Genomic DNA, 20,559 nt, shown 5'->3' with positions numbered 1-20,559 from the left:
CCGGCATCTATGTACGGCGCCGATCGGTACGACCTTATTGACCGCATGGACGATATTTCGTCGCATTTCGCGGGGATATGGTCGTGATCCGTTTCGAAGGATCTTGCGCGAGGTGCATATGTTCCACCTGTCCCGGCCCGTGGCGCTGACGGCCGCCGTATCGATGACCGCCGTTCTCGCCGGCCCGGGCGCCGCCTACGCCGCCGACACGGCCACGTCCCTGTCCGCGGCCGAGATGTCGGCCGCGCTCAAGACGGTGGCGACCGCGTCGACGGCGGCGACGTCCAAGGGCTGGAGGGCCACCATGGGCCTGTCCGGGTCGCTGTCGGCCACCGGCCTGTTCGTGGTCGACCCGGCCGCCGGTGTGGTGTTCGACCGGACCATCATCGGCCGGCAGATGACCGCTGACTACGCGGTGGCGGGCAAGGGCCTCTACGAATATCTGGCCGACCCGTCGGCGCGGTCGGCGCTCAAGATGATGCGCCTACCGGCGGTCAAGTTCGTGTTCACGGCGAACAAGGCACTCAAACTCGACGCGTACGTGAAGGACGCGGCTATCGCGCCGTCGACGGTGCTGACCGAGGACACCGCCCGCGCCGGAACGAAGACGGCCCACGACGACGGGACCGTCGACTACAAGTTCCGCGACGAGAGCGGCGCGGCCGTGACCATGCACGTCGACGCGGCCGGGGTGCTGGCGTCCGCGCGGGCGAACGACGACGGCGTGAACGTCGCGCTGACCTACACGTACGGCCCGCAGCGGGTGACGATCCCGGCGGCGCCGGCGACGGTCAGCGCCGCGGCGCTGACCCAGGGCATGGCCTATCTGACCATGCCGGCGACGGTCGCGGGGGTGGCCAAGCAGGCGACGGACGACGCCCGGCGGGCGTCCCGCGGCCACAAGGTCAAGGTGGCGACGCTGCGCCAGGTGGTGCGGCGCGACGTGACCGCGGCCAACGCGGAGCTGACGGTGACGATGGTCAAGACGAAGAACGTGACCAAGGGCGTACGCGTGTACGCGACGAACCCGTGGACGCGCAAGACCGTCGCGTACACCATCAAGGCCTCGGGGACGAAGGTCGTCCTCACCAAGAACGGCTGACCGGGACGGCGGGGAAGGTCACCCCGGTCAGATCCTCGGAGACTGCCCACAGTCGCTGCTGCAGGGCCACCTCGTACGACTGCGGGCTGGACGTGACCAGCCGGGGGTGGCCCTTGATCTCGAAGCGCCCGCCGGGGCCGTAGTACTGGCCGCCGAGGGCGGCCGGATCGGTGGCGGCGCGCAGTGTGGGCAGCGCGCCCATCGCCGGCGTCTGGGTGATGACCGGGGCCAGCCAGGTGAGGGGGAGCCGCAGAGCGGCCGGGGCGTTGCGGGCGAGCTCGGTGCTGGACAGGCCAGGGTGCGCGGCCAGCGCGACGGTGGTGCCGTGCGGGGCCAGGCGGCGCTGCAACTCGTACGTGAACAGCAGGTTGGCCAGCTTGGACTGGCCGTAGGCGCCGACCCGGCTGTACGACCGCTCCCACTGGAGGTCGTCGAAGTGGATGGCGGCCCGGATGCGGTGGCCGGTGCTGCTGACCGTCACCACCCGGGAGCCGGGCACCGGCAGCATCAGGTCGAGCAGCAGGCCGGTGAGCGCGAAGTGGCCGAGGTGGTTGGTGCCGAACTGCATCTCGAAGCCGTCCCGGGTGGTCTTCTTCAGGGTGTACATCACGCCGGCGTTGTTGATCAGAAGGTCGATCCGGCCGAGCCGGGACCGCAGGCCGGCCGCGGCTGTGCGGACGGAGTCGAGGGAGGTCAGGTCGAGCGCCTGCACGGTGACGTCGCCGGTCATGCCGGCCGCCGCCCGCTCGCCCTTCTCCACGTCGCGCACGGCCAGCACCACGGACGCGCCGCGCTCGGCGAGCGCCCGCGCGGTCTCGTACCCCAGCCCGGTGTTGGCTCCGGTCACCACGGCCACCCGGCCGTGCTGGCTGGGAATGTCGGTCGTCGTCCAGTTCATGTCGGGCTCCCCATCAATTAAGTACCGGAGGTATCTTGCCCGTACGACGTTAAAGTACCGAAGGTATGATGTCAACGTACCGGGGGTACTTAAGTTAGGCTGGTGATCGTGACTTTTCAGCGGGCGCGCACCGAGGAACAGCGGGAGATCCGGCGCCGGGCCATCCTCGACGTGGCGGCGGCGATGCTCGACGAGATGCCGGTGGCCGCGGTCACCCTGAACGAGCTCAGCCGCCGGGTCGGCCTGGCCAAGCCGAACGTGCTGCGCTATTTCGAGTCGCGCGAGGCGGTGCTGCTGGAAGTGCTCGACCACTTCCTTCGCGAGTGGCTGACCGAGCTGGCGGGCGACTTGGCCGAGGTCGGCGAGAGCGCGCCCATGGCCGAGCGGGCGACCGCGGTGGCCGAGGTTCTCAGTCGTTCGCTCGCCGGCCGGGTGGTGCTCTGCGACCTCTTCGGCGCGCAGGGCAGCGTCCTCGAGCACAACGTCTCCGTCGAGGTCGTGGCCCGCTACAAGCGCGCCTCGCTCGAGCGCCTGACGACCATGACCGCCCTGATTCAGAAGTGCCTGCCCGAGCTGGGGGAGAGCGCGACCCTGTTCAGCCTGCAGACCATGGTCCTGGCCGGCGCCCTGTCGGCGTACAGCGCGCCGCCGCCGAGCCTGCGGGCGGCCTACGAGGCCGAGCCCGAACTGGCCCGCTTCCACCTGGAGCTGCGGGACTCCCTGCGGCTGGCGCTGACCGCAACCCTCCTGGGGGTGCTGCCCCGCGCCTGACGCTGCCATCGATCGATGAATGACGATATGGTGCCGGCATGGTGGACCACGGATTGAGCCGTCGCCAAATGCTGGGCGGAGCGGTGGGCGCCGCGGCTGTCGCCGCGGTGGGGCTGCCGCCGGGCCCGGCGACCGCGGCCGGAAGGGACACACCCGAGGTCGCCCGCTGGCGCAAGCAGGCCGCGCGGGTGACGATCACGCGCGACGACTGGGGCATTGCCCACGTGGTCGGCCGCACCGACGCCGACGCGGTGTTCGGGATGATGTACGCGCAGGCCGAGGACGACTTCCCGCGCGTCGAACGCAACTATCTGGTGAGCCTCGGCCGGCTCGCCGAGGCCGAGGGCGAGACCGCGATCTGGCAGGACCTGCGCCAGCGGCTCTGGCTCGAGCCGGGAGAGCTGAAGCGCGACTACGCCCGCAGCCCGGCCTGGCTGCGCCGGCTCATGCAGGCCTGGGCCGACGGGCTCAACTTCTATCTCGCCACCCACCCCGAGGTGCGGCCCCGGGTGCTCACCCGCTTCGAGCCCTGGATGCCGCTGAGCTTCTCCGAGGGCAGCATCGGCGGCGACATCGAGCGGGTGTCGCTCAGCCAGCTCGAGGCCTTCTACACCCAGCGCGCCGTGGCCGAACCGGCCGTCGAGGACCGCGAGCCACGGGGCTCCAACGGCTTCGCCATCGCGCCGCACCGCACCCGCGACGGGCACGCGCTGCTGCTGATCAATCCGCACACCAGCTTCTTCTTCCGCTCCGAACAGCATGTGACCAGCGGCGAGGGGCTCGACGTCTACGGCGCCGCGACGTGGGGGCAGTTCTTCATCTACCAGGGCTTCAACGCCGACGCGGGCTGGATGCACACCTCCAGCGGCGTGGACAACGTTGACGAGTTCACCGAGACCGTCGATACGGCGAAACTGCGTTACCGGTACGGCCACCAGTGGCGCCCGATCACCACGAAGACCGTCACGCTGGCGTACCGAACGGCCGACGGCGGACGGGCCAAGCGGACCTTCACCACGTACGCCACCCACCACGGCCCGATCGTGCGCGAGGCGGACGGCAAGTGGATCGCCTTCGCGCTGATGAACCGGCCGGTGCCGGCCCTGCAGCAGAGCTTCCTGCGCACCAAGACACGCAATTATCAGGAGTTCATCCGGGTCGCCGGCCTCAAGGCGAACAGCTCGAACAACACGCTGTTCGCCGACTCCAGCGGCAACACCGCCTTCCTGGTGCCGCAGTTCATGCCGGTCCGCGACGACCGCTTCGACTTCCGGCGGCCGGTCGACGGCAGCGATCCGGCCACCGACTGGCGCGGCCTGCACAGCCTGGCCGGCCTGCCGCAGGCGGTGAACCCGCGGATCGGCTGGGCCTTCAACACCAACAACTGGCCGTGGACCGCGGCCGGCCCGGACAGCCCGGACGCCGGGGACTATCCGCGCTACTTCGACCAGGCCGGTGAGAACCCTCGCGGCCCTCAGGCCATCCGGGTGCTTTCGGCCCGGCGGGACTTCACCCTCCGTACGCTCCGGGACGCCGCCTTCGATCCGTACCTCACCGCCTTCGCCCGCCTCGTCCCGCGGGTCGTCGCGGCCTGGCAGAAGCTGCCGCCGGGCGACGCGCAACGGGCGCGGCTGGCCGGACCGGTCGACCTGCTGCGGCGGTGGGACTTCCGGTGGGGCTACCAGTCGACGGCGACCTCGCTGGCGGTGTTCTGGGGCGAAGCCGCCCGTGACGCCGGACTGCCGACCTGGGGCTCCGGGACCGAGCAGGTCACCGGCGCGCAGTGGCTGGCCGCGCTCGATCAGGCGGTGAACCGGCTCACCCAGGACTTCGGGAGCTGGCGGGTGCCGTGGGGCGAGATCAACCGCTTCCAGCGCAACGACGGCGCCATCACACAGACCTTCGACGACGCCAAGCCCAGCATTCCGGTGCCGTTCACGTCGGGCCAGTGGGGTTCGCTGGCCTCGTTCGGGGCGCGGCGCTATCCGGGCACCAAGCGCTATTACGGCACGAGCGGCAACAGCTTCGTGGCGGTCGTCGAGTTCGGGCCGACGCTGCGGGCCTGGGCGATCACGGCCGGCGGTGCCAGCGGCGACCCCGAGTCGCCGCACTTCAACGACCAGGCCGTCCGGTACGCGAACGGTGATCTGCGGCCGGTCTACTTCTACCCGCGCGACCTGGAGGGGCACATCGAGCGGCGGTACCGGCCCGGAGAGTTTCCTGTGTGACGCGGCCGTCGCGGCGGCCCGAGCGGGAAATCTCTCAGAGTTCTCCCAGAAGCTCTGACGAGCCGGTCAGCCTGGTCGGCCAGCATCGGCGGCATGAGCTTGATCGACGTAACAGGCCTGACCAAGCGGTACGGGCCCGACACCGTGGTGGACGACCTGTCGTTCACCGTCGAGGCCGGCCAGGTGACCGGCTTCCTCGGCCCGAACGGGGCCGGCAAGTCCACCACCCTGCGGATGATCGTCGGGCTGGCCGCGCCGGACCGGGGGTCGGTGACCATCGGCGGGCGCCGTTTCGCGGACCTTCCGGTGCCGCTGCTCGAGGTCGGCGCGCTGCTCGACGCCGGCGCCGTGCACGGTGGCCGCACGGCGTACGACCACCTGCTCGCGCTGGCCGTGAGCAACGGGCTGCCCCGGCGCCGGGTGGGCGAGGTGCTGGCCCGCACCGGGCTCGAGAGCGTGGCCGGCAAGCGCGCGGGCGGCTTCTCGCTGGGCATGCGGCAACGGCTCGGCATCGCGGCGGCGTTGCTCGGCGACCCGAAGGTGCTGATCTTCGACGAGCCCGTGAACGGCCTCGACCCCGAGGGCATCCGCTGGGCGCGCGACCTGATGCGGTCGCTCGCGGCCGAGGGCCGGGCCGTGCTGGTCTCCAGCCATCTGATGAGCGAGATGGCGCAGACCGCCGATCGCCTGATCGTCATCGGCCGGGGGAAGCTCGTGGCCGACGCCGCCGTCAGCGAGCTGACCGGCGCGAGCGGTGAGGGCACCGTGCTGGTGCGCGTGGCCGACCCGGGCGCCTTCGCGCGGCGCCTGTCGGCCGCCGGGGCCGGCGTCCAGGAGGGCCTCGAGGCGTCGCTGGTGGTGTCCGGGATGAGCGCCGGCGACATCGGCCGGCTGGCCGCGTTCCACGGGGTCGCGCTGAGCGAGCTCACCCCGCGGCGGGCCTCGCTCGAGGACGTCTTCATGGAGCTCACCCGCGACAGCGTCGACTATCAGGGGGTGGCGGCGTGAACGCATTGCGTGCCGAGTGGATCAAGCTGCGCAGTCTGCGTTCCACCTGGTACACGCTGGCCTGCCTGTTCGTCGTCGGGGTGGGCATCACCGCTCTGGCCGCCAACGGCGCCGGCCGGACCTGGGAGACCGCCACCGAGGCGGACCGGCTGGCCTGGGACCCGACCGAGCACAGCCTCACCACGTACATCGTCGCTCAGCTCATCATCGGGGTGCTGGGCATCCTTGTAGTCACCTCGGAGTTCGCGACCGGCCTGATGCGCACGACGCTGACGGCGGCGCCCCGGCGCGGACGGGTGCTGGCGGCCAAGGTGGCACTGGCCGCGGTCGTCGCCGTGGTGGCGGGCGAGGCGCTGATGTTCGCCGCCTTTCTGGTCGGGCAGCCGCTGCTGGCCCGGCAGGGGGTGCCGAGCGCGGAGCTCGGCGACAGCGGGGTGCTCTCCGCGGTGTTCGCCGGTGGCCTCTATCTGGCCGCGATCGCGTTGCTGGCCGTCGGGCTCGGCACGATAATGCGGGCCACGGCCGGTGCCCTGGCCACCCTGGTCGGCATCATCCTGCTGGTCCCCGCCCTGGCCGGCCTTTTCCCGTCGTGGATGCAGGATCTCTTCGACTTCTGGCCGACCATCGGCGGCGCGGCCGCCCTCAGCACGGTCGCCGACCCGGACTATCCGCACCCGTGGCTGAACCTGGGCGGCATGTGCCTCGGTGTCGCGGCGGTGCTGGCCGTCGCGTTCGTGGTCTTCCGGCGGCGCGATGTCTGATGGCCGTCGCCGGGCGTTCGTAGGCTGGCCGTCATGACGGAACGTCTGCTGGTGGTGGACGACGAGGCCACCGTGCGGGAACTGCTCTCGGCGACGCTGCGGTTCGCCGGCTTCCGGGTCACCTCGGCGGGAACGGCGGCCGAGGCGATGACCTCGGCCGCCGGCGAGCCGCCCGATCTCGTACTGCTCGACGTCGGCCTGCCCGACATGGACGGCTTCGAGGTGGTACGGCGTCTGCGCGAGCAACGCACGCGGGGGCGCGCCGGCCCGGTGCCGGTGCTCTTCCTGACCGCCCGCGACGGGCAGGCCGACAAGGTGACCGGCCTGTCGCTCGGCGCCGACGACTACGTGACCAAACCGTTCGACCTCGAGGAGCTGATCGCCCGGATCCGGGCCATCCTGCGCCGCACCTCCGGTCACCACGCCGGCCTGCTGACGGTCGGCCCGCTGGCTCTCGACGCGGAGGGCCACCAGGTGACCCGGGACGGCCGCCCGGTGCGCGTCTCGCCCACCGAGTTCCGGCTGCTGCGCTATCTCATGGAGAACGCCGGCCGGGTGGTGACCAAGGCGCAGATCCTGGAACGGGTGTGGCACTTCGACTTCGGCGGGGACGCCAGCATCGTGGACACCTACATCTCGTATCTGCGGCGCAAGGTCGACACGGCCGAACCCCGGCTCATCCAGACCGTCCACGGCGTCGGCTACGTCATGCGCGGGCCGCGCCGATGAGCTTGCGCGTGCGGCTGCTGCTGATCACCACTGTTCTGCTGCTGACCGGGCTGGGCCTGGTCGGCACGGTCGTCTCCGACCGCCTCGAGCACTACCAGCTGGACCGCCTCGACACCCAGCTGGCCTCCCTCACCACGCTGATCTCGAGGGTGCCGGCCGACCGGCCGCAGTCGGCCGGCGCCGCCGCCGCGACCGGGGTCCTCGACCCCGCCCTCGACCTGATCGGCGCGCCCTACCTGGTCTATCTGGACGCGGACGGCGGCGTGGCCGAGGGGATTCTCTCCTCCCGGCAGGACCGGGCCGGGCTGCCGCCGGTGGCCGAGCTCCGCGCCATCCCGGCCGACGGCTCCGGGGTCTTCCTCCGCGCGGCCGACGACTCGGGACGCTGGCGGGCGGCCGCCGCCCGGACCACCTCGGGCGCGACCGTGGTCGCGGCGACGCCGATGGCACAGGCCGACGCCACCGTCGCCCAGCTGCGGACGACCAGCCTCGCCAGCGGGGGCGTGCTGCTCGTCCTGCTGACCGGGCTGGGCTGGTTCGCCCTGGGCCGGGGGTTACGGCCCCTGCGCACGATCGAGCGGACGGCGGCCGCGATCGCCGCGGGCGACCTGTCCTCACGGGTGCCGGCCATCGCGCCGCCGGCCACCGAGGTCGGGCACCTCGCGGGCTCGCTGAACACGATGCTGGGCCAGCTCGAGAAGGCGTTCGCCGGCCGGGCCGCCTCCGAGGCGCGGATGCGGACCTTCGTGTCGGACGTCAGCCACGAGCTGCGGACACCGCTGTTCGTCATCAAGGGCTCGGCCGACCTGCACCGGATGGGCGCCGTGACCACGCCGGCCGACGTCGACGAGGCGATGCGGCGCATCGGCCGCGAGGCGGACCGGCTCACCGCGCTCACCGAGGACCTGCTTCTGCTGGCACGGCTCGACGACGCCCCCGAGGGCCGGCTCGACCGGGGACCGATGGACCTGCGCACGCTGGCCACCGACGCCCGGCACGACGTGCGGGCCCTCGATCCGTCCCGGCCGGTCGAGGTGACCGGGCCGGGCGGCGACGGCGCGCCCGGGCCGGCGCCGGTCGACGCGGACGAGGCCCGGCTCCGGCAGGTGGTCGCCAACCTCGTCGGCAACGCGATCGCGCACACCCCGCCCGGCACGGCCGTCCGGATCGGCGTCGGCACGGTCGGCGGGCAGGCGGTGCTGGAGGTGGCGGACAGCGGGCCCGGGATGACGGCCGATCAGGCCGGCCGGGTCTTCGACCGCTTCTACCGTACGGACCGGTCACGCACCCGGACCGGCGGCGCCAGCGCCGGTCTCGGCCTGGCCATCGCCCGCTCGCTGGCCCGCGCCCACGGCGGCGACATCGAGCTGACGACCGCCGTCGGCGCGGGCGCCCGCTTCCGCCTAGTGCTTCCGGTGAGCATTTAACTGGGCCTTATCCACGCTCGGTCACCGTGTCCCCGTGGAACTCGTGAAAGACGTACTCGTCGCGCCCGACCTCGCCGTGCCGGTCCGCCGGCCGTGGCGTTCGGCCCTGCTGGCCGGGCTCGCCGTCTGGTCGGCCTCGGCCGTCGTCCATCTCGTGGTGGGCGCGCTCGCCTGGCTGGCCTACGAGGGTGACGGCCCCGCTCCCGATCCGTGGTCGATCGTCATGGCCTGGAACGGATGGGACGCCGGGCACTACGTGCGGATCGCCGAGGGCGGCTATCACCTGGGCCCGGGCTTCCCGGCCTTCTTCCCGCTGTACCCGATGCTGATCAACCTGTTCGGCGGCGGCCCGGCCGCCGCCCTCTTCGTGGCCAACGCGGCCGCGTTCGGCGCCCTCGTCCTGCTCTACCGGCTGGCCGACTACGAGTTCGGGCCGCGGGTGGCGCGGCGGGCCGCGTGGTATCTCGCTGTCTTCCCGATGGGGTTCTTCCTGTTCATCGGCTACAACGAGTCGCTGTTCCTGCTGCTGGTGGTCGGGGCGCTCTACGCCGCGCGGCGCGGGCACTGGTGGCTGGCCGGGACGCTCGGCGCCTTCTCGTCGGCCACCCGGCTGTTCGGTGTGCTGCTGATCGCCCCGCTGGCCGTCGAATATCTGCGCCAGACGAAGTGGCGGATCCGCACCGACGTGCTCGGGTTGGCCCTCGTGCCGTTGGGAGTGGTCGGCTACAGCGTCTACTGCTGGATCGAGCTGGGCAGCCCGGTCCAGTTCAGCATCGCCCAGGACGAGTGGGGCCGAAGGTACACATTCCCGGGGGAGGCGTGGCTCATCTCGGTCCGGCAGATCGCCGAGCCGCTGGACAAGGCCACCATCAGCGCCGTTCTGGACGCCGGCACGGTCCTGGTCGCCGTGGCGCTGCTGATCCTGTGCCTGAAAGGCCCGTACAGGTTCCGCCGTGACCAGCTCTACCTGGTCGTGCAGGGCGGGATCACCCTCGTCATGCTGATGTCGACCGAGGTCGGCGGCCGCTCGATGCAGTCGGCGGCGCGGTACGCCATGGAGGCCGTGGCGATCTTCCTGGTGCTGGCCCGGATGGGCGCCCACCCGGTGGTCGACCGCACGGTTCTGGTGGTCGGCGCGGCCCTGCACGCGGTCTTCCTGGTGATCTTCATGGCCGGGACGTTCCTGGTGGCGTGACCTTATCGGGACCTTATACGGATCATGGCAGCATGGCCGCCGTGCGAGTTCTGGTGGCGGATGACGAGCGGTTGCTGGCCGAGACGATCGCCGTGGGCCTGCGGCGCGCGGCCATGGCGGTCGACATCGCCTACGACGGCGCGGAGGCGATCGAGAAGATCGGGATCAACCGGTACGACGTCGCGGTGCTCGACCGGGACATGCCGGAGGCGACCGGCGACGACGTCTGCCGCTGGATCGCCGAGCGGCGGCTGACCACCCGGGTGCTGCTGCTCACCGCCGCCTGCGGCATCTACGACCGGGTCGAGGGCCTCGGGCTGGGCGCCGACGACTATCTGACGAAGCCGTTCGCCTTCGCCGAGCTCGTCGCGCGGGTGCAGGCGCTGGCCCGCCGCACGGCTCCGGCCCTGCCGCCGGTCCTCGAGCGCGACGGCGTCGAGCTCGACGTGGCGACCCGCACCGCGAGCCGCGACGGGCGGCCGCTCGCGCTGACCCACAAGGAGTTCGGCGTTCTGCACACGCTGATGCGGGCGCAGGGGCAGGCCGTCACCACCGAGGACCTGCTGGAGCAGGTGTGGGACGAGCACGCCGACCCGTTCAGCAACGTCGTCCGGGTGACCGTCTCCACCCTGCGCCGCAAGCTCGGCGAGCCACAGGTCGTGCAGACGGTGCCGCGGGCCGGCTACCGCGTCGGACTGCGCTGATGGGGCTGCGCGCGCGGCTGGCGGTCGCGGTGTTCGCCACTGTCACCTTCGTCTTCGTCGCCTTGTTCGTCTATACGCAGCTGCCGTGGAGTCCGCCGTACTATTCGCCCTGTTTCGAAGGCGACGTCGACGGCATGGCGTGCCGGATCACCCGCAAGATCCCGATCGACAACCTGCCGCAGTACGGGATCGTGCTGGCGGCGACGCTGCTGATCGTGCCGCTGCTGGTGTGGTGGGTCCTCACGCCCGTACGCCGGATGCTGCCGGTCATCGCCCAGGTCGGCCCGCAGAACCTCGGACACCGGATCCGGCCCGGCCGGGGCCGCGACGAGATCAAGCGGCTGGGCCGGGCGCTCGACGCGATGATGGACGGCATCGCCGCCGGCTACGAGGGCCAGCGCAGTTTCGCCGCGAACGCCTCGCACGAGTTGCGCACCCCGCTCGCCCTGCAGCGCGCGCTGATCGAGGTCGGCCTGGCCGAGCCGCTGACCTCCGGGCAGTCGGCCCTGCTGGCCACCCAGCTGCTGGAGACCAACGCCCGCAACGAGCGCCTGATCGAGGGCCTGCTGGTGCTCAGCCAGGCCGATCAGGGCCTGCGGACGCGGACACCGCAGAGCCTCGACGGCATCGCCGCCGGTGTCGTCGAGGCGCACACCCGGGCTGCCGAGGACGCCGACGTCAAGATCAAGATCGAGACGAGCCCGTACGAGGTCGAGGGCGATGCCGTGCTTCTGGAGCGGCTCCTCCGCAACCTCGTCCACAACGCGATCAAGTACAACCGGCCCGGCGGCACTGTCACGGTGACCGTCGGCGCCGGCCTGATCGTGGAGAACACCGGCCCGGTGGTGCCGGTCGAGGAGGTGGCCCGGCTGTTCGAGCCGTTCACCCGGCTCGCCACCGGGCGGATCGACCACAGCGGCGGCAGCGGGCTCGGCCTGGCCATCGCCCGGTCGATCGTGCGGGCCCACGACGGGACGATCACCGCGACGGCGCCGGCCGACGGCGGCCTGCGCGTCGCCGTCAGCCTGCCGTGACCGGCTCGGTGGTGATGGCGCCCAGGGGGCCCGGGCGGCCGTACAGGAAGCCCTGGCCGACCTGGCATCCCAGCTCGGCCAGCATCGCGGCCTGAGCCGGGTCCTCGATGCCCTCGGCCACGGCGGTCAGGCCGAGCGCGCCGAACAGCTGCCACAGGGTGCCGAGGATGTGCACGGCGGCCGGATCGCGGGCGATGTCCTGGACGTACGTCCGATCGATCTTGACGATGTCGGCCGGGAACCGGTGCAGATAGCGCAGTGAGGCGTATCCGGTGCCGAAGTCGTCGATCGCGATCCGGATGCCGAACTCGCGCAGCCGGCGCAGCGTGCCGATCACCTCGGACTCGTCGGCCAGCGCGTTCTCGGTCACCTCGAGCACCAGCTGCCCCGGCCGCAGCCCGGCTTCGGACAGCGTCGCGATGACCTTCGACGGGAACGAGGCGTCGAGCATCTGCGAGGGTGACACGTTCACCGACAGGTAGGCCGTGCGCGAGCCGGGCCACGAGGCGAACTCCGCGCACGCCCGGCGCAGCACCTGCAGGCCGAGCTCACCGATCAGGCCGGCCCGCTCGGCGACCGGGACGAACACGTCCGGCGTCACCGGGCCGAGCCGCGGGTGCCGCCAGCGGGCCAGCGCCTCGACACCGGCCACGCGGCGGCCGTCGAGCGCGACGATCGGCTGGAAGGCGACGTGCAGCTCGCGGTCGGCCAGGGCCTGCCGGAGGTCGGACCGCCACATGACCTCCTGGTCGAAGCCCTGCCGCATCGAGGGCTCGAACATCGCGTACGCGTTCTTGCCCTGCGCCTTGGCCGCGTACATGGCCAGGTCGACGTTCTTGCGCAGGTCCTCCGACCCGGCCGTGCCGTCGGAGAGCGCGAGGCCGACGCTCGCGCCCAGCCGGACCGTGCGGGCGCCGACCTCGACCGGCTCGTGCAGCAGACCGAGCAGCCACTCGGCCTGAGCGGGCAGGTCGTGGACGCGGGCGGTGAGCACGGCGAACTCGTCGCCGCCGAACCGGGCGATGGTGTCCGGCCCGGCGAAGCAGGCCCGCAGGCGCTCGCCGACCGCACGCAGTACGACGTCGCCGGCGTCGTGCCCGAGCGAGTCGTTGATCATCTTGAAGTCGTCGAGGTCGAGATAGACGATCGCGACCGGCTGCCCGGCGGCCAGCGCGCCCTCGAGCTTCTCCAGGAACAGCGCGCGGTTGCCGAGCCCGGTCAGCGGATCGTGGTAGGCCTGGTGCCGCAGCCGGCGGGTCAGCGTCGAGTTGTGCAGGAGCGTGGACAGCTGCCGCAGCAGGACCAGCAGGAGCCCGATCATCAGCGGCACCGCCTCGGCCGCGTCGACCCGGACACCGGCCAGCGTCTGACCGGCGACCACGAGCGCGGCCAGTCCGAACGGGACGTACGGCAGGGCGGTCTGCCAGCGGGCCGGCACTCCGGTGTGGTCGAACTTCATCGGCCACCTCGTCGCCAGCCGGCCGGCCGCCGCGCACGCGGCGAACGCGACGAACCAGCCGGCGTCCGAGTCCTGCCCGGTGGCGTAGGTGCCGGCCGAGGTGTCCAGGGCGAACAGCACGTCGCTGACGGTCATCCCGGCCAGGCCCAGGAGCAGCAGCAGGCCGACGCCGCGACTGTCGCGGCGGGTGCGGGCGGCCAGCAGCACGGCCACGGTCGCCAGCACGATGTCGCAGACCGGGTAGGCGATCGACACGGCGAACGCGAGCACCGAGTCGGCGCCGGTCTCCCAGACCTCGCGGACCGTCAGGGACCAGCCGATGACGAACAGGGCGCAGCCGACGATGAGGCCGTCGAGCAGCACGGTCACGCGGGATCCGATCGACGTCCAGCCGGCGATCAGCCACAGCCCGGCCGTGGCGAGCAAGGGAAACAGCAGATAGCCGATGTCGGCCAGGGAGGGGAACAGCACCTCGGCGTGCACGACGAGCTCGTTCCACGACCAGTAGAAGTTGCCCAGACCCCAGCTCAGGCTCCCGGCGGCGAGCAGGCGCCAGCCGAGACGGGCGCTTCCCTCCACCCGGCGGGAGGCGGTGACACAGGGGATGGCGCCCAGACAGGCCAGAAGGCTACTGCCCAATTGCGTGTACGGCGCGACAGCCGTCCCCGACAGCAGGAAGATCGGCACCCCGGCCGCGAGGCACACTGCGACCAGCACGGCCACGTGTCGCTGCTGACTCGTCACCACAGACCGACAGGCCGTACGAACGAATTCACGCGGCGCAGTCTCACACGCACGAGTAGTCGCGTTCAAGGCGTGGCGGGGTTCAACCTTTGACGGCGCCGGTGAGGCCGCCGACGATGCGGCGCTCGAAGAGGCTGAAGAAGAGCAGGGCCGGGATCATCGACAGCGACGTGAAGGCGAGAACCTTCGCGGTGTCGACCGAATACTGCGAGGAGAACGCCTGCACGCCCAGCGGCAGGGTGAAGCTGTCCTGGTCGTTGAGGATGAACAGCGGCAGCAGATAGCTGTTCCAGCTGCCGATGAAGGCCAGGATCCCGGTGGTGATCAGGCCGGGCACCGAGAGCGGGAGGACCATCCGCCAGAAGAAGCCGAGCCGTCCGCAGCGGTCGATGGCGGCCGCCTCCTCGATCTCCTTGGGGATGGCCCGCAGGAACGGGACCAGGATGATGATGGTGGTGGGCAGGCCGAAGGCGATCTGCGGGAGGATGACGCCGGGCAGGGTGTTCACCAGGCCGAGGTTCTTCACCAGGATGTAGAGCGGCGTGATGGCCACGGTCACCGGGAACATCAGGCCGGCCGCGAACAGGGCGTACATCGCGCCCCGGCCGCGGAACCGGTATCGGGCCAGCACGTAGCTCGCCATCACGCCCAGCGTCACCACGCCGGCCGTGGTGGCCGTGGCCGCGATCGTCGAGTTGCCGACCTGGCGCCAGAAGGTGTCGCTGGTCAGCACGCCGGTGTAGTTGCCGAACTGCCACGGGTCGGGCAGGCCCGCCGGGTCGGTCGTGATCTGTGAGTTGGTGCGGAAGCCGCCGAGGATGATGTAGACGACCGGGCCGAGCATGAGACCGACCAGCGCGAGCGCGGCGGCGTAGACGGCCGGGTTGCGGGTGCTCATGGCTACCGCCCTTCGGTGAGCGCGCCCTCGGTGTCCCGGCGCAGAACGAAACGCTGGTAGACGAGCGCGATGAGCATGGAGATGACGAAGATGACGACGGCCACGGCGTTGCCGTAGCCGTAGTTGGCCGCGTTGCGGCCCTCGACGACCATGTAGGTCGCCATGGTCGACGTGCCGGCGGTCGAGGCGACGTACTGGCCCCAGATGATGTAGACCAGGTCGAACAGTTGCAGGGCGCCGATGATCGACAGGAAGGCCCAGATCCTGATGGTCGGGCCGAGCAGCGGCAGGGTGATGTGCCGCTGGACCTGCCAGTAGGTGGCGCCGTCGACGGCGGCGGCCTCGGCCAGCTCCTCGGGGATGTTCTGCATGCCGGCCAGGAACAGGATCACCGCGAACCCGACGTACTTCCAGGTCAGGATCAGCATCAGCGTCCAGATGGCCAGGCCGGGGTTCGCCAGCCAGTCGGCGGCCAGGCCGCCCAGGCCCACCGATCGCAGCACGTCGTTCACCGCGCCGTTGGTCTGCAACAGCAGGGCCCAGGCGGTGCCGACGATGACCTCGGCGATGACGTACGGGACGAAGATGAGCACCCGGACCGCCGACTGGCCCCGCATCCGCTGGTTGAGCAGCAGGGCGAGGCCGAGGGCGATCGGGCCCTGGAGGACCAGTGACAGCACGACGATCTGGCCGTTGTGCCACAGCGCCTCGTGGAACGCCTTGTCCTGAAGGATGGTGACGTAGTTGTCGAGGCCGACGAAGTCGGTCGGCGGCCCGAAGCCCTTCCACCGGTAGAAGCCGTAGTACGCGGCCATCAGGACCGGGAAGATGACGAAGCCGGTGAACATCAGGATGGCCGGGCCGGACAGGGCCACGATCTCCAGCCGCTGGGCCCAGCCGATGCCGCGCCGGCGGGGCCGGACCGGCGGCGGCGCCTGCACGCCACCGCCGGTCCGGGCCTCGGTGACCGTCACGCCGCTCAGCCCTTCTTGGCCGCGTCGTTGACGGCCTGGATGATTCCGGCGACGTCGCCCTTGCCGGCGAGCAGGTTGACCACGCCGACGTTCAGGGCGTTGCCGACGTTCTGGCCGTACACGGTGTCGAGCCACTGCGAGACGTACGGCGCCTTGTTGTAGGCGTCGAGGACGGCCTTGAGGTAGTCCTCGGTGACGGCGCCCTGAGCCTGCTTGTTCATGGGCAGCGAGTTGAAGGCCTTGTAGTAGCCCTCCTGCACGTCCTTGGTGAGGATGTAGTTGAGGAAGTCGGCGCACTCCTTCGGCGCCTGGGCCGAGCAGGAATAGCCGTCGGCGCCGCCCATGATCGCGCCCGGGTCGCCCTGGCCGCCGGAAACCGCCGGGAACGGGAAGAACCCCAGATCGGGCAGGGGCTTGGTGTCCTTGGTGAGCGAGGCGATCACACCGGGATCCCAGGCGCCCATCAGCTCCATGCCGGCCTTGTGGTTGGCCACCAGCCCGGCCGAGCTGCCCGCGCCCTGCTGGGCCGAGGTGGTGAGGAAGCCGTCGTTGAACGGCTTGGTGTCGGCGAAGGTCTTGAGGTCCTGACCGGCCTTGGTCCAGCACGGGTCGCCGAAGTTCTTGTCCTTGGCCGCGGCGTCGAGCGAGGCCTGTGAGCAGGCGCGCAGCGCAAAGAAGTAGTACCAGTGCGCGGCCGGCCAGGCGTCCTTGCCGCCGAGGGCGATCGGCGTGCCGTTGGCCTTGAGCTTGGCCGCCGCCGCGTCGAGCTCCTCCAGCGTGGCCGGCGGCGACGCGATGCCGGACTTGGCGAACAGGTCCTTGCTGTACCAGAAACCGCCGGGAAGGATCGAGACCGGCACGGCGTACGCCTTGCCGTCGACCTGCCCGGTCTTGAGCGCGGCGTCGCCGACGGCCTGCTTCGTCTCGGCCGTGATGTCGCCGGTGATGTCCTTGAGCTGGCCCGCCTCGACCATCGCGGCCATCTTCCCGCCGCCGCGCTGGAGGAAGATGTCGGGCGCCGAGCCGGAGTTGAGCGAGGTCTGGAGCTTGCCGTCCAGGTCCTCGTTCTGGATCGACTGAATCTTGATCTTGACATTCGGGTGGGCGTTCTGGAAATCGGCCACCGTCTTGTCCCAGAAGGCCTTGCCGGGCCCGGTCGTGGCGTTGTGCCAGAACTGCATCGTGACGTCGCCGCCCGAGTCCGGGTTGTCGTCGTCACCTCCACAAGCGACCAGGCCGGCGGCGCTCAGCGCCAGCACGACGGCCACAGTGAGAATCCTCTTAGCTGCCAAGGCGATCACCTTTCATGTGTCAGCTCAGCGCGAACCGCTGGTTGGCCTGGCCGTTGCAGTCGTAGAGCTGGATCTGCTGGCCGTTTCCGGTGCCCCAGACGTCCAGGCACCGCCCGGACTGGACGCCGGTGATGGTGCCGTTGGAGTTGACGTTCCACTGCTGGTTGGCCTGGCCGTTGCAGCTGTAGATCTGCACGGCCGAGCCGTTGCCCGAGCCGGCCGCGTCCAGGCACCTCGAGCCGTACACGGTCAGTTGCTTGCTCGACGTGAGGGTCCAGGTCTGGTTGGCCTGGCCGTTGCAGTCGTAGAGCTGCACCCTCGTGCCGTTGGTCTGTGCGGCGCCGGGCACGTCGACGCACCGGCCCGACTGCGCGCCGACGATCCGGTTGGAGCCGGTCGGCGGGGGTGTTGTGGTGGGCGGCGTCGTGGTGGGCGGGGTGGTCGGGCCGACGGAGTTGAGGGCATTCAGGACGGAGGTGTACGCCGCCTTCTTGTTGCCGGAGTTGTCGAACAGCAGCGGGCTTTCACCGGAACGCCAGGAGTCGCTGTCGCGGACGCCCCAGACGGTGATGCCGATGCAGCGCGGAACGTTGAGGCAGGCCTGGGTGAGCCCGGCGTACTGGGAGGTCGAGGCGTTGGTGACGTCGACCTCGGTCAGGGCCACGTCGACGCCCAGCGCCGCGAAGCTCGACAGCGTGGTCTGGAAGTTGCCGGGCAGCGAGCTGCCGCCGGTGAAGTGGGTCTGCAGGCCCACGCAGTCGATCGGCACACCGCGGGCCTTGAAGTCCCGGATCATGTTGTAGACGCCCTGCGTCTTGCCGTACGACCAGTTCTCGATGTTGTAGTCGTTGTAGCAGAGCTTGACCGACGGGTCGGCGGCGCGCGCGGTGCGGAACGCCACCTCGATCCAGTCGTTGCCGGTGCCCTGGAGGTTGGACGACCGCCGGCTGCCGTCCTCGTTGAACGCCTCGTTGACGACGTCCCAGGCGGCGAGCTTGCCCTTGTAGTGGCCCATCACGCCGTTGATGTGGTCGATCATCGCCTGGCGCAGGCTGCTGCCGCTGAGGCTCTGCATCCAGCCGGGCTGCTGGGCGTGCCAGGCGAGGGTGTGGCCGCGGACCTTCAGGCCGCGCTGGGTGGCCCAGTTGTAGATCTGGTCGCCGGAGCTGAAGGTGAACTGGCCCCGCTGCGGCTGGGTCGCGTCCGGCTTCATCTCGTTCTCGGCCGTGATCATGTTGAACTCACGACCGGCGATGGTGGTGTACGTCGAGTTGCTGAGCCGGCTGGCGGCGATGGCCGTGCCGAAATATCGGCCCGACTGCGCGGCCGCGGCGCCGAGGGTGCTTTCCGCCGCGTCGGCGGTCGGCATCACCATCATCACGCCCGCGGCGGCGACGGTGGCGGCGGCGGCACTGATCAGCAGCCGGATCCGGGGGGATCTGGGGGGACGGGTGGTCACGGAAGCTCCCTTCTCGAGGGTCGCGTCGCGCCGGTCGATCACCGCGCGCGGGGAAGCACGGGGGAGCCGGTGTATCGGGAACGACGAACCTCAATGTCGGGTCATGCTGACACGGGAAACGACGGGGAAACAATACTTTCCGGAAACATTCCGGAAGTCTTGGACCGGTATTGAAACGTTCTTACCAGCGGTTATGCAAGCGTTGGCGGTGCTTAAATGGCTGGTAGAGCTACAAATGCGCGATGACCTGAAGATCGACTTTCCGAAACTTCCGGGAGCTGCGACCATCCAGCGGGAGATCGCATAACAACTTTTCGTTCGGTTTCTTTCCACTGGGGAGCGGCATAGGGTGGCGTCGCTATGGACCTGACGAGTGCGAATGTGGCCGAGCTCGTCACCGCCGCCCGCAACGGTGACGGCCGGGCCCTGCAGCGGCTGATCGCCGACCATCTTCCGCTGGTCTACAACCTCGTCAGCGCGGCGATGGACGACCCGGCGGACGTCGACGACGTCGTGCAGGACACGATGCTGCGGGCCGTGCGCGAGCTGCCGGGATTGCGTGCCCCGGGCAGCTTCCGGGCCTGGCTGGCCGTGATCGCGGTCCGTCAGGTCGGCACCCACCGGCAGCAGCGCCGGGCCGCCGGCCGCCGGCTCCGGCCGCTGGAGGAGGCCGCCGGCCGGGCCGACCCGCGGGCCGAGATCGAGGACGTGACCGCCCTGCGCGGCGAGCTCAGCGACCAGCGCCGCCAGGTGGCCGAGGCGACGCGATGGCTCGACCCCGACGACCGCCGGCTGCTGTCGTTGTGGTGGCAGGAGGTCGCCGGCCGGTTGTCCCGGGCCGAGCTCGCGGTGGCGGCCGGCGTCAGCGTCGCGCACGCGGGCGTCCGCGTCCAGCGCGCGCGGGAGCAGCTCGACCTCGCCCGGGCCGTGGTCGCGGCGCTCGCGGCCCGGCCGGTCTGCGCGCGGCTGGCCGCGGAGACGGCCGACTGGGACGGGCGGCCGAGCCCTCTCTGGCGCAAGCGCGCCGCCCGGCATGTCCGCGGCTGCCCCGCCTGCACGGCGGCCGGGGACGGGCAACTGCCCGCCGACAAGCTGCTGGCGACCCTGCCCACTCTCGCGGTGCCGGCCGGCCTCGCCCACACCGTCGTCGGCTCGATCGCCGCCGCCCCTGTCGCGGCCACCGGCGCCGCGGCGGTTGCGGGCGGCGGGGCTGCGGCGATCGCGGGCGGCGGTGCCGCGGCGGTCGGGGGCAAAGTGATCGCCGGGATCGTCGCCGGTGTCGCCGCCGTGGCCGTCACCGTTCCGCTGGTCGTGTCCGAGTCGCGGGATTCCGGCCCGATCGCGGCGCCCGCCCCGGCCACCTCGGCGGCGCTCTTCAGCACCCCGGCGCCCGCGCCGCGATCCACCAGCCCGCGCCCGTCGGTGGCGCCGGCGGCCGCCGTGCCCCTCGGCGCGCTGTCGCTCGAATGGTCCGGCGGCGGCTATCTCAGCCGCGGCGACAACACCGACGCCATCGTCGTGGCCACAGTGGACGACGCCGAGAGCCGCCGCCGCGCGACCTTCACCGCCGTCAACGGCCTGGCCGACCCCAAGTGCCTCTCGTTCCGCACCGGCGACGGCCGCTATCTGCGGCACTACGAGCTCCGCGGATACGTCGCCCCGTTCGACTACAGCCAGATCTTCCGCGAGGACGCCACCTACTGCCCCCTCCCGGGTCCGGTGGAGGGCTCGGTGGTGCTCCAGTCGTTCAACTATCGCGATTTCCGCCTGCGGTGGACGGGCTCCGTATTCGGGATCGGCTATCTCAAGAACACAGCCGATTTCCGCACGGCGAGCTCGTTCCGGGTGCGTCCCGCCCTGGCCACCGGGTGACGGC

General features: G+C 71.1%; 18 protein-coding genes. 12 read left to right on the top strand and 6 right to left on the bottom strand.

Annotated features, from left to right (window positions below; all coding sequences use genetic code 11):
- Positions 1-103 precede the first annotated feature (103 nt).
- Positions 104-1,102 (top strand): hypothetical protein, encoded by a 999-nt coding sequence (locus ACFY36_RS11045; protein ID WP_499745752.1) that lies wholly within the window; start codon positions 104-106, stop codon positions 1,100-1,102.
- Here the strand turns inward: ACFY36_RS11045 and ACFY36_RS11040 are convergent.
- Entirely contained in the window at positions 1,086-2,000 is a 915-nt protein-coding gene (locus tag ACFY36_RS11040) for an SDR family NAD(P)-dependent oxidoreductase (protein ID WP_499745751.1), read from the bottom strand. The two genes, ACFY36_RS11045 and ACFY36_RS11040, sit on opposite strands and share 17 nt — an antisense overlap.
- Positions 2,001-2,108: 108 nt before the next feature.
- Here ACFY36_RS11040 and ACFY36_RS11035 point away from each other — a divergent pair, with 108 nt between their 5' ends.
- From ACFY36_RS11035 to ACFY36_RS10995, 9 genes are all read left to right on the top strand, one after another.
- Positions 2,109-2,771 carry a TetR/AcrR family transcriptional regulator gene (locus tag ACFY36_RS11035; protein WP_499745750.1) on the top strand — a complete coding sequence of 221 codons (663 nt, stop codon included), beginning with the start codon at positions 2,109-2,111 and terminating at the stop codon, positions 2,769-2,771.
- Between the two features lie 38 nt (positions 2,772-2,809).
- Positions 2,810-4,999 (top strand): penicillin acylase family protein, encoded by a 2,190-nt coding sequence (locus ACFY36_RS11030; protein WP_499745749.1) that lies wholly within the window; start codon positions 2,810-2,812, stop codon positions 4,997-4,999.
- A 99-nt stretch (positions 5,000-5,098) separates the two neighbouring features.
- Entirely contained in the window at positions 5,099-6,007 is a 909-nt protein-coding gene (locus ACFY36_RS11025) for an ABC transporter ATP-binding protein (protein WP_499745851.1), read from the top strand.
- The gene (locus tag ACFY36_RS11020) at positions 6,004-6,768 is read left to right on the top strand and encodes an ABC transporter permease (protein WP_499745748.1); all 765 of its coding nucleotides are present in this window, start codon (positions 6,004-6,006) and stop codon (positions 6,766-6,768) included. Before ACFY36_RS11025 ends, ACFY36_RS11020 begins: the two co-directional genes overlap by 4 nt.
- Positions 6,769-6,801: 33 nt before the next feature.
- Positions 6,802-7,497 carry a response regulator transcription factor gene (locus tag ACFY36_RS11015; RefSeq protein ID WP_499745747.1) on the top strand — a complete coding sequence of 232 codons (696 nt, stop codon included), beginning with the start codon at positions 6,802-6,804 and terminating at the stop codon, positions 7,495-7,497.
- Positions 7,494-8,924: a sensor histidine kinase gene (locus tag ACFY36_RS11010; RefSeq protein ID WP_499745746.1), complete on the top strand. Its 1,431-nt coding sequence runs from the start codon at positions 7,494-7,496 to the stop codon at positions 8,922-8,924. The genes ACFY36_RS11015 and ACFY36_RS11010 overlap by 4 nt, the downstream gene beginning before the upstream one ends.
- 34 nt (positions 8,925-8,958) lie before the next feature.
- Positions 8,959-10,119 (top strand): mannosyltransferase family protein, encoded by a 1,161-nt coding sequence (locus tag ACFY36_RS11005; protein ID WP_499745745.1) that lies wholly within the window; start codon positions 8,959-8,961, stop codon positions 10,117-10,119.
- A 41-nt stretch (positions 10,120-10,160) separates the two neighbouring features.
- Positions 10,161-10,823, top strand: a complete 663-nt coding sequence (locus tag ACFY36_RS11000; RefSeq protein ID WP_499745850.1) for a response regulator transcription factor — start codon at positions 10,161-10,163, stop codon at positions 10,821-10,823.
- The gene (locus ACFY36_RS10995; RefSeq protein WP_499745744.1) at positions 10,823-11,857 is read left to right on the top strand and encodes a sensor histidine kinase; all 1,035 of its coding nucleotides are present in this window, start codon (positions 10,823-10,825) and stop codon (positions 11,855-11,857) included. The genes ACFY36_RS11000 and ACFY36_RS10995 overlap by 1 nt, the downstream gene beginning before the upstream one ends.
- On the opposite strand, the gene ACFY36_RS10990 is transcribed toward ACFY36_RS10995, so the two are convergent.
- The 5 genes from ACFY36_RS10990 to ACFY36_RS10970 all read right to left on the bottom strand — a co-directional run bounded on the left by ACFY36_RS10990 (position 11,844) and on the right by ACFY36_RS10970 (position 18,683).
- The gene (locus ACFY36_RS10990; RefSeq protein WP_499745743.1) at positions 11,844-14,039 is read right to left on the bottom strand and encodes a putative bifunctional diguanylate cyclase/phosphodiesterase; all 2,196 of its coding nucleotides are present in this window, start codon (positions 14,037-14,039) and stop codon (positions 11,844-11,846) included. The two genes, ACFY36_RS10995 and ACFY36_RS10990, sit on opposite strands and share 14 nt — an antisense overlap.
- 103 nt (positions 14,040-14,142) lie before the next feature.
- A complete protein-coding gene (locus ACFY36_RS10985) occupies positions 14,143-14,958 on the bottom strand; it encodes a carbohydrate ABC transporter permease (RefSeq protein ID WP_499745742.1) in 816 nt (271 codons plus the stop codon).
- A gap of 2 nt (positions 14,959-14,960) precedes the next feature.
- Complete coding sequence (locus tag ACFY36_RS10980) at positions 14,961-15,932, bottom strand: carbohydrate ABC transporter permease (RefSeq protein WP_499745741.1); 972 nt, start codon at positions 15,930-15,932, stop codon at positions 14,961-14,963.
- Positions 15,933-15,937: 5 nt separating this feature from the next.
- Positions 15,938-17,224 (bottom strand): ABC transporter substrate-binding protein, encoded by a 1,287-nt coding sequence (locus tag ACFY36_RS10975; protein ID WP_499745740.1) that lies wholly within the window; start codon positions 17,222-17,224, stop codon positions 15,938-15,940.
- A gap of 19 nt (positions 17,225-17,243) precedes the next feature.
- The gene (locus tag ACFY36_RS10970) at positions 17,244-18,683 is read right to left on the bottom strand and encodes an endo-1,4-beta-xylanase (RefSeq protein WP_499745739.1); all 1,440 of its coding nucleotides are present in this window, start codon (positions 18,681-18,683) and stop codon (positions 17,244-17,246) included.
- Positions 18,684-18,786: 103 nt separating this feature from the next.
- Here ACFY36_RS10970 and ACFY36_RS10965 point away from each other — a divergent pair, with 103 nt between their 5' ends.
- Together ACFY36_RS10965 and ACFY36_RS10960 are read left to right on the top strand one after the other, a co-directional pair.
- A complete protein-coding gene (locus ACFY36_RS10965; RefSeq protein ID WP_499745738.1) occupies positions 18,787-18,990 on the top strand; it encodes a hypothetical protein in 204 nt (67 codons plus the stop codon).
- A gap of 53 nt (positions 18,991-19,043) precedes the next feature.
- On the top strand, positions 19,044-20,555 hold the full coding sequence (locus ACFY36_RS10960; protein ID WP_499745737.1) for a sigma-70 family RNA polymerase sigma factor: 1,512 nt from the start codon (positions 19,044-19,046) through the stop codon (positions 20,553-20,555).
- The last annotated feature ends 4 nt before the right edge of the window (positions 20,556-20,559 follow it).

The sequence above is a fragment of the Actinoplanes sp. NPDC000266 genome, assembly GCF_042899005.1.
In the GTDB taxonomy this organism is placed as follows: Bacteria; Actinomycetota; Actinomycetes; order Mycobacteriales; family Micromonosporaceae; genus Actinoplanes.
Note: the sequence above shows the minus strand (reverse complement) of the source record. Positions and strands in the feature narration are given on the sequence as shown.

What these genes read in the sequence shown, in the direction of transcription:
- ACFY36_RS11010 (WP_499745746.1), top strand. Translation starts at nt 7,494, where the DNA reads ATGAGCTTGCGCGTGCGGCTGCTGCTGATCACCACTGTTCTGCTGCTG.
- ACFY36_RS10985 (WP_499745742.1), bottom strand. Translation starts at nt 14,958, where the DNA reads ATGAGCACCCGCAACCCGGCCGTCTACGCCGCCGCGCTCGCGCTGGTC.
- ACFY36_RS11015 (WP_499745747.1), top strand. Translation starts at nt 6,802, where the DNA reads ATGACGGAACGTCTGCTGGTGGTGGACGACGAGGCCACCGTGCGGGAA.
- ACFY36_RS10995 (WP_499745744.1), top strand. Translation starts at nt 10,823, where the DNA reads ATGGGGCTGCGCGCGCGGCTGGCGGTCGCGGTGTTCGCCACTGTCACC.
- ACFY36_RS11040 (WP_499745751.1), bottom strand. Translation starts at nt 2,000, where the DNA reads ATGAACTGGACGACGACCGACATTCCCAGCCAGCACGGCCGGGTGGCC.
- ACFY36_RS10965 (WP_499745738.1), top strand. Translation starts at nt 18,787, where the DNA reads ATGCTGACACGGGAAACGACGGGGAAACAATACTTTCCGGAAACATTC.
- ACFY36_RS10960 (WP_499745737.1), top strand. Translation starts at nt 19,044, where the DNA reads ATGGACCTGACGAGTGCGAATGTGGCCGAGCTCGTCACCGCCGCCCGC.
- ACFY36_RS11030 (WP_499745749.1), top strand. Translation starts at nt 2,810, where the DNA reads ATGGTGGACCACGGATTGAGCCGTCGCCAAATGCTGGGCGGAGCGGTG.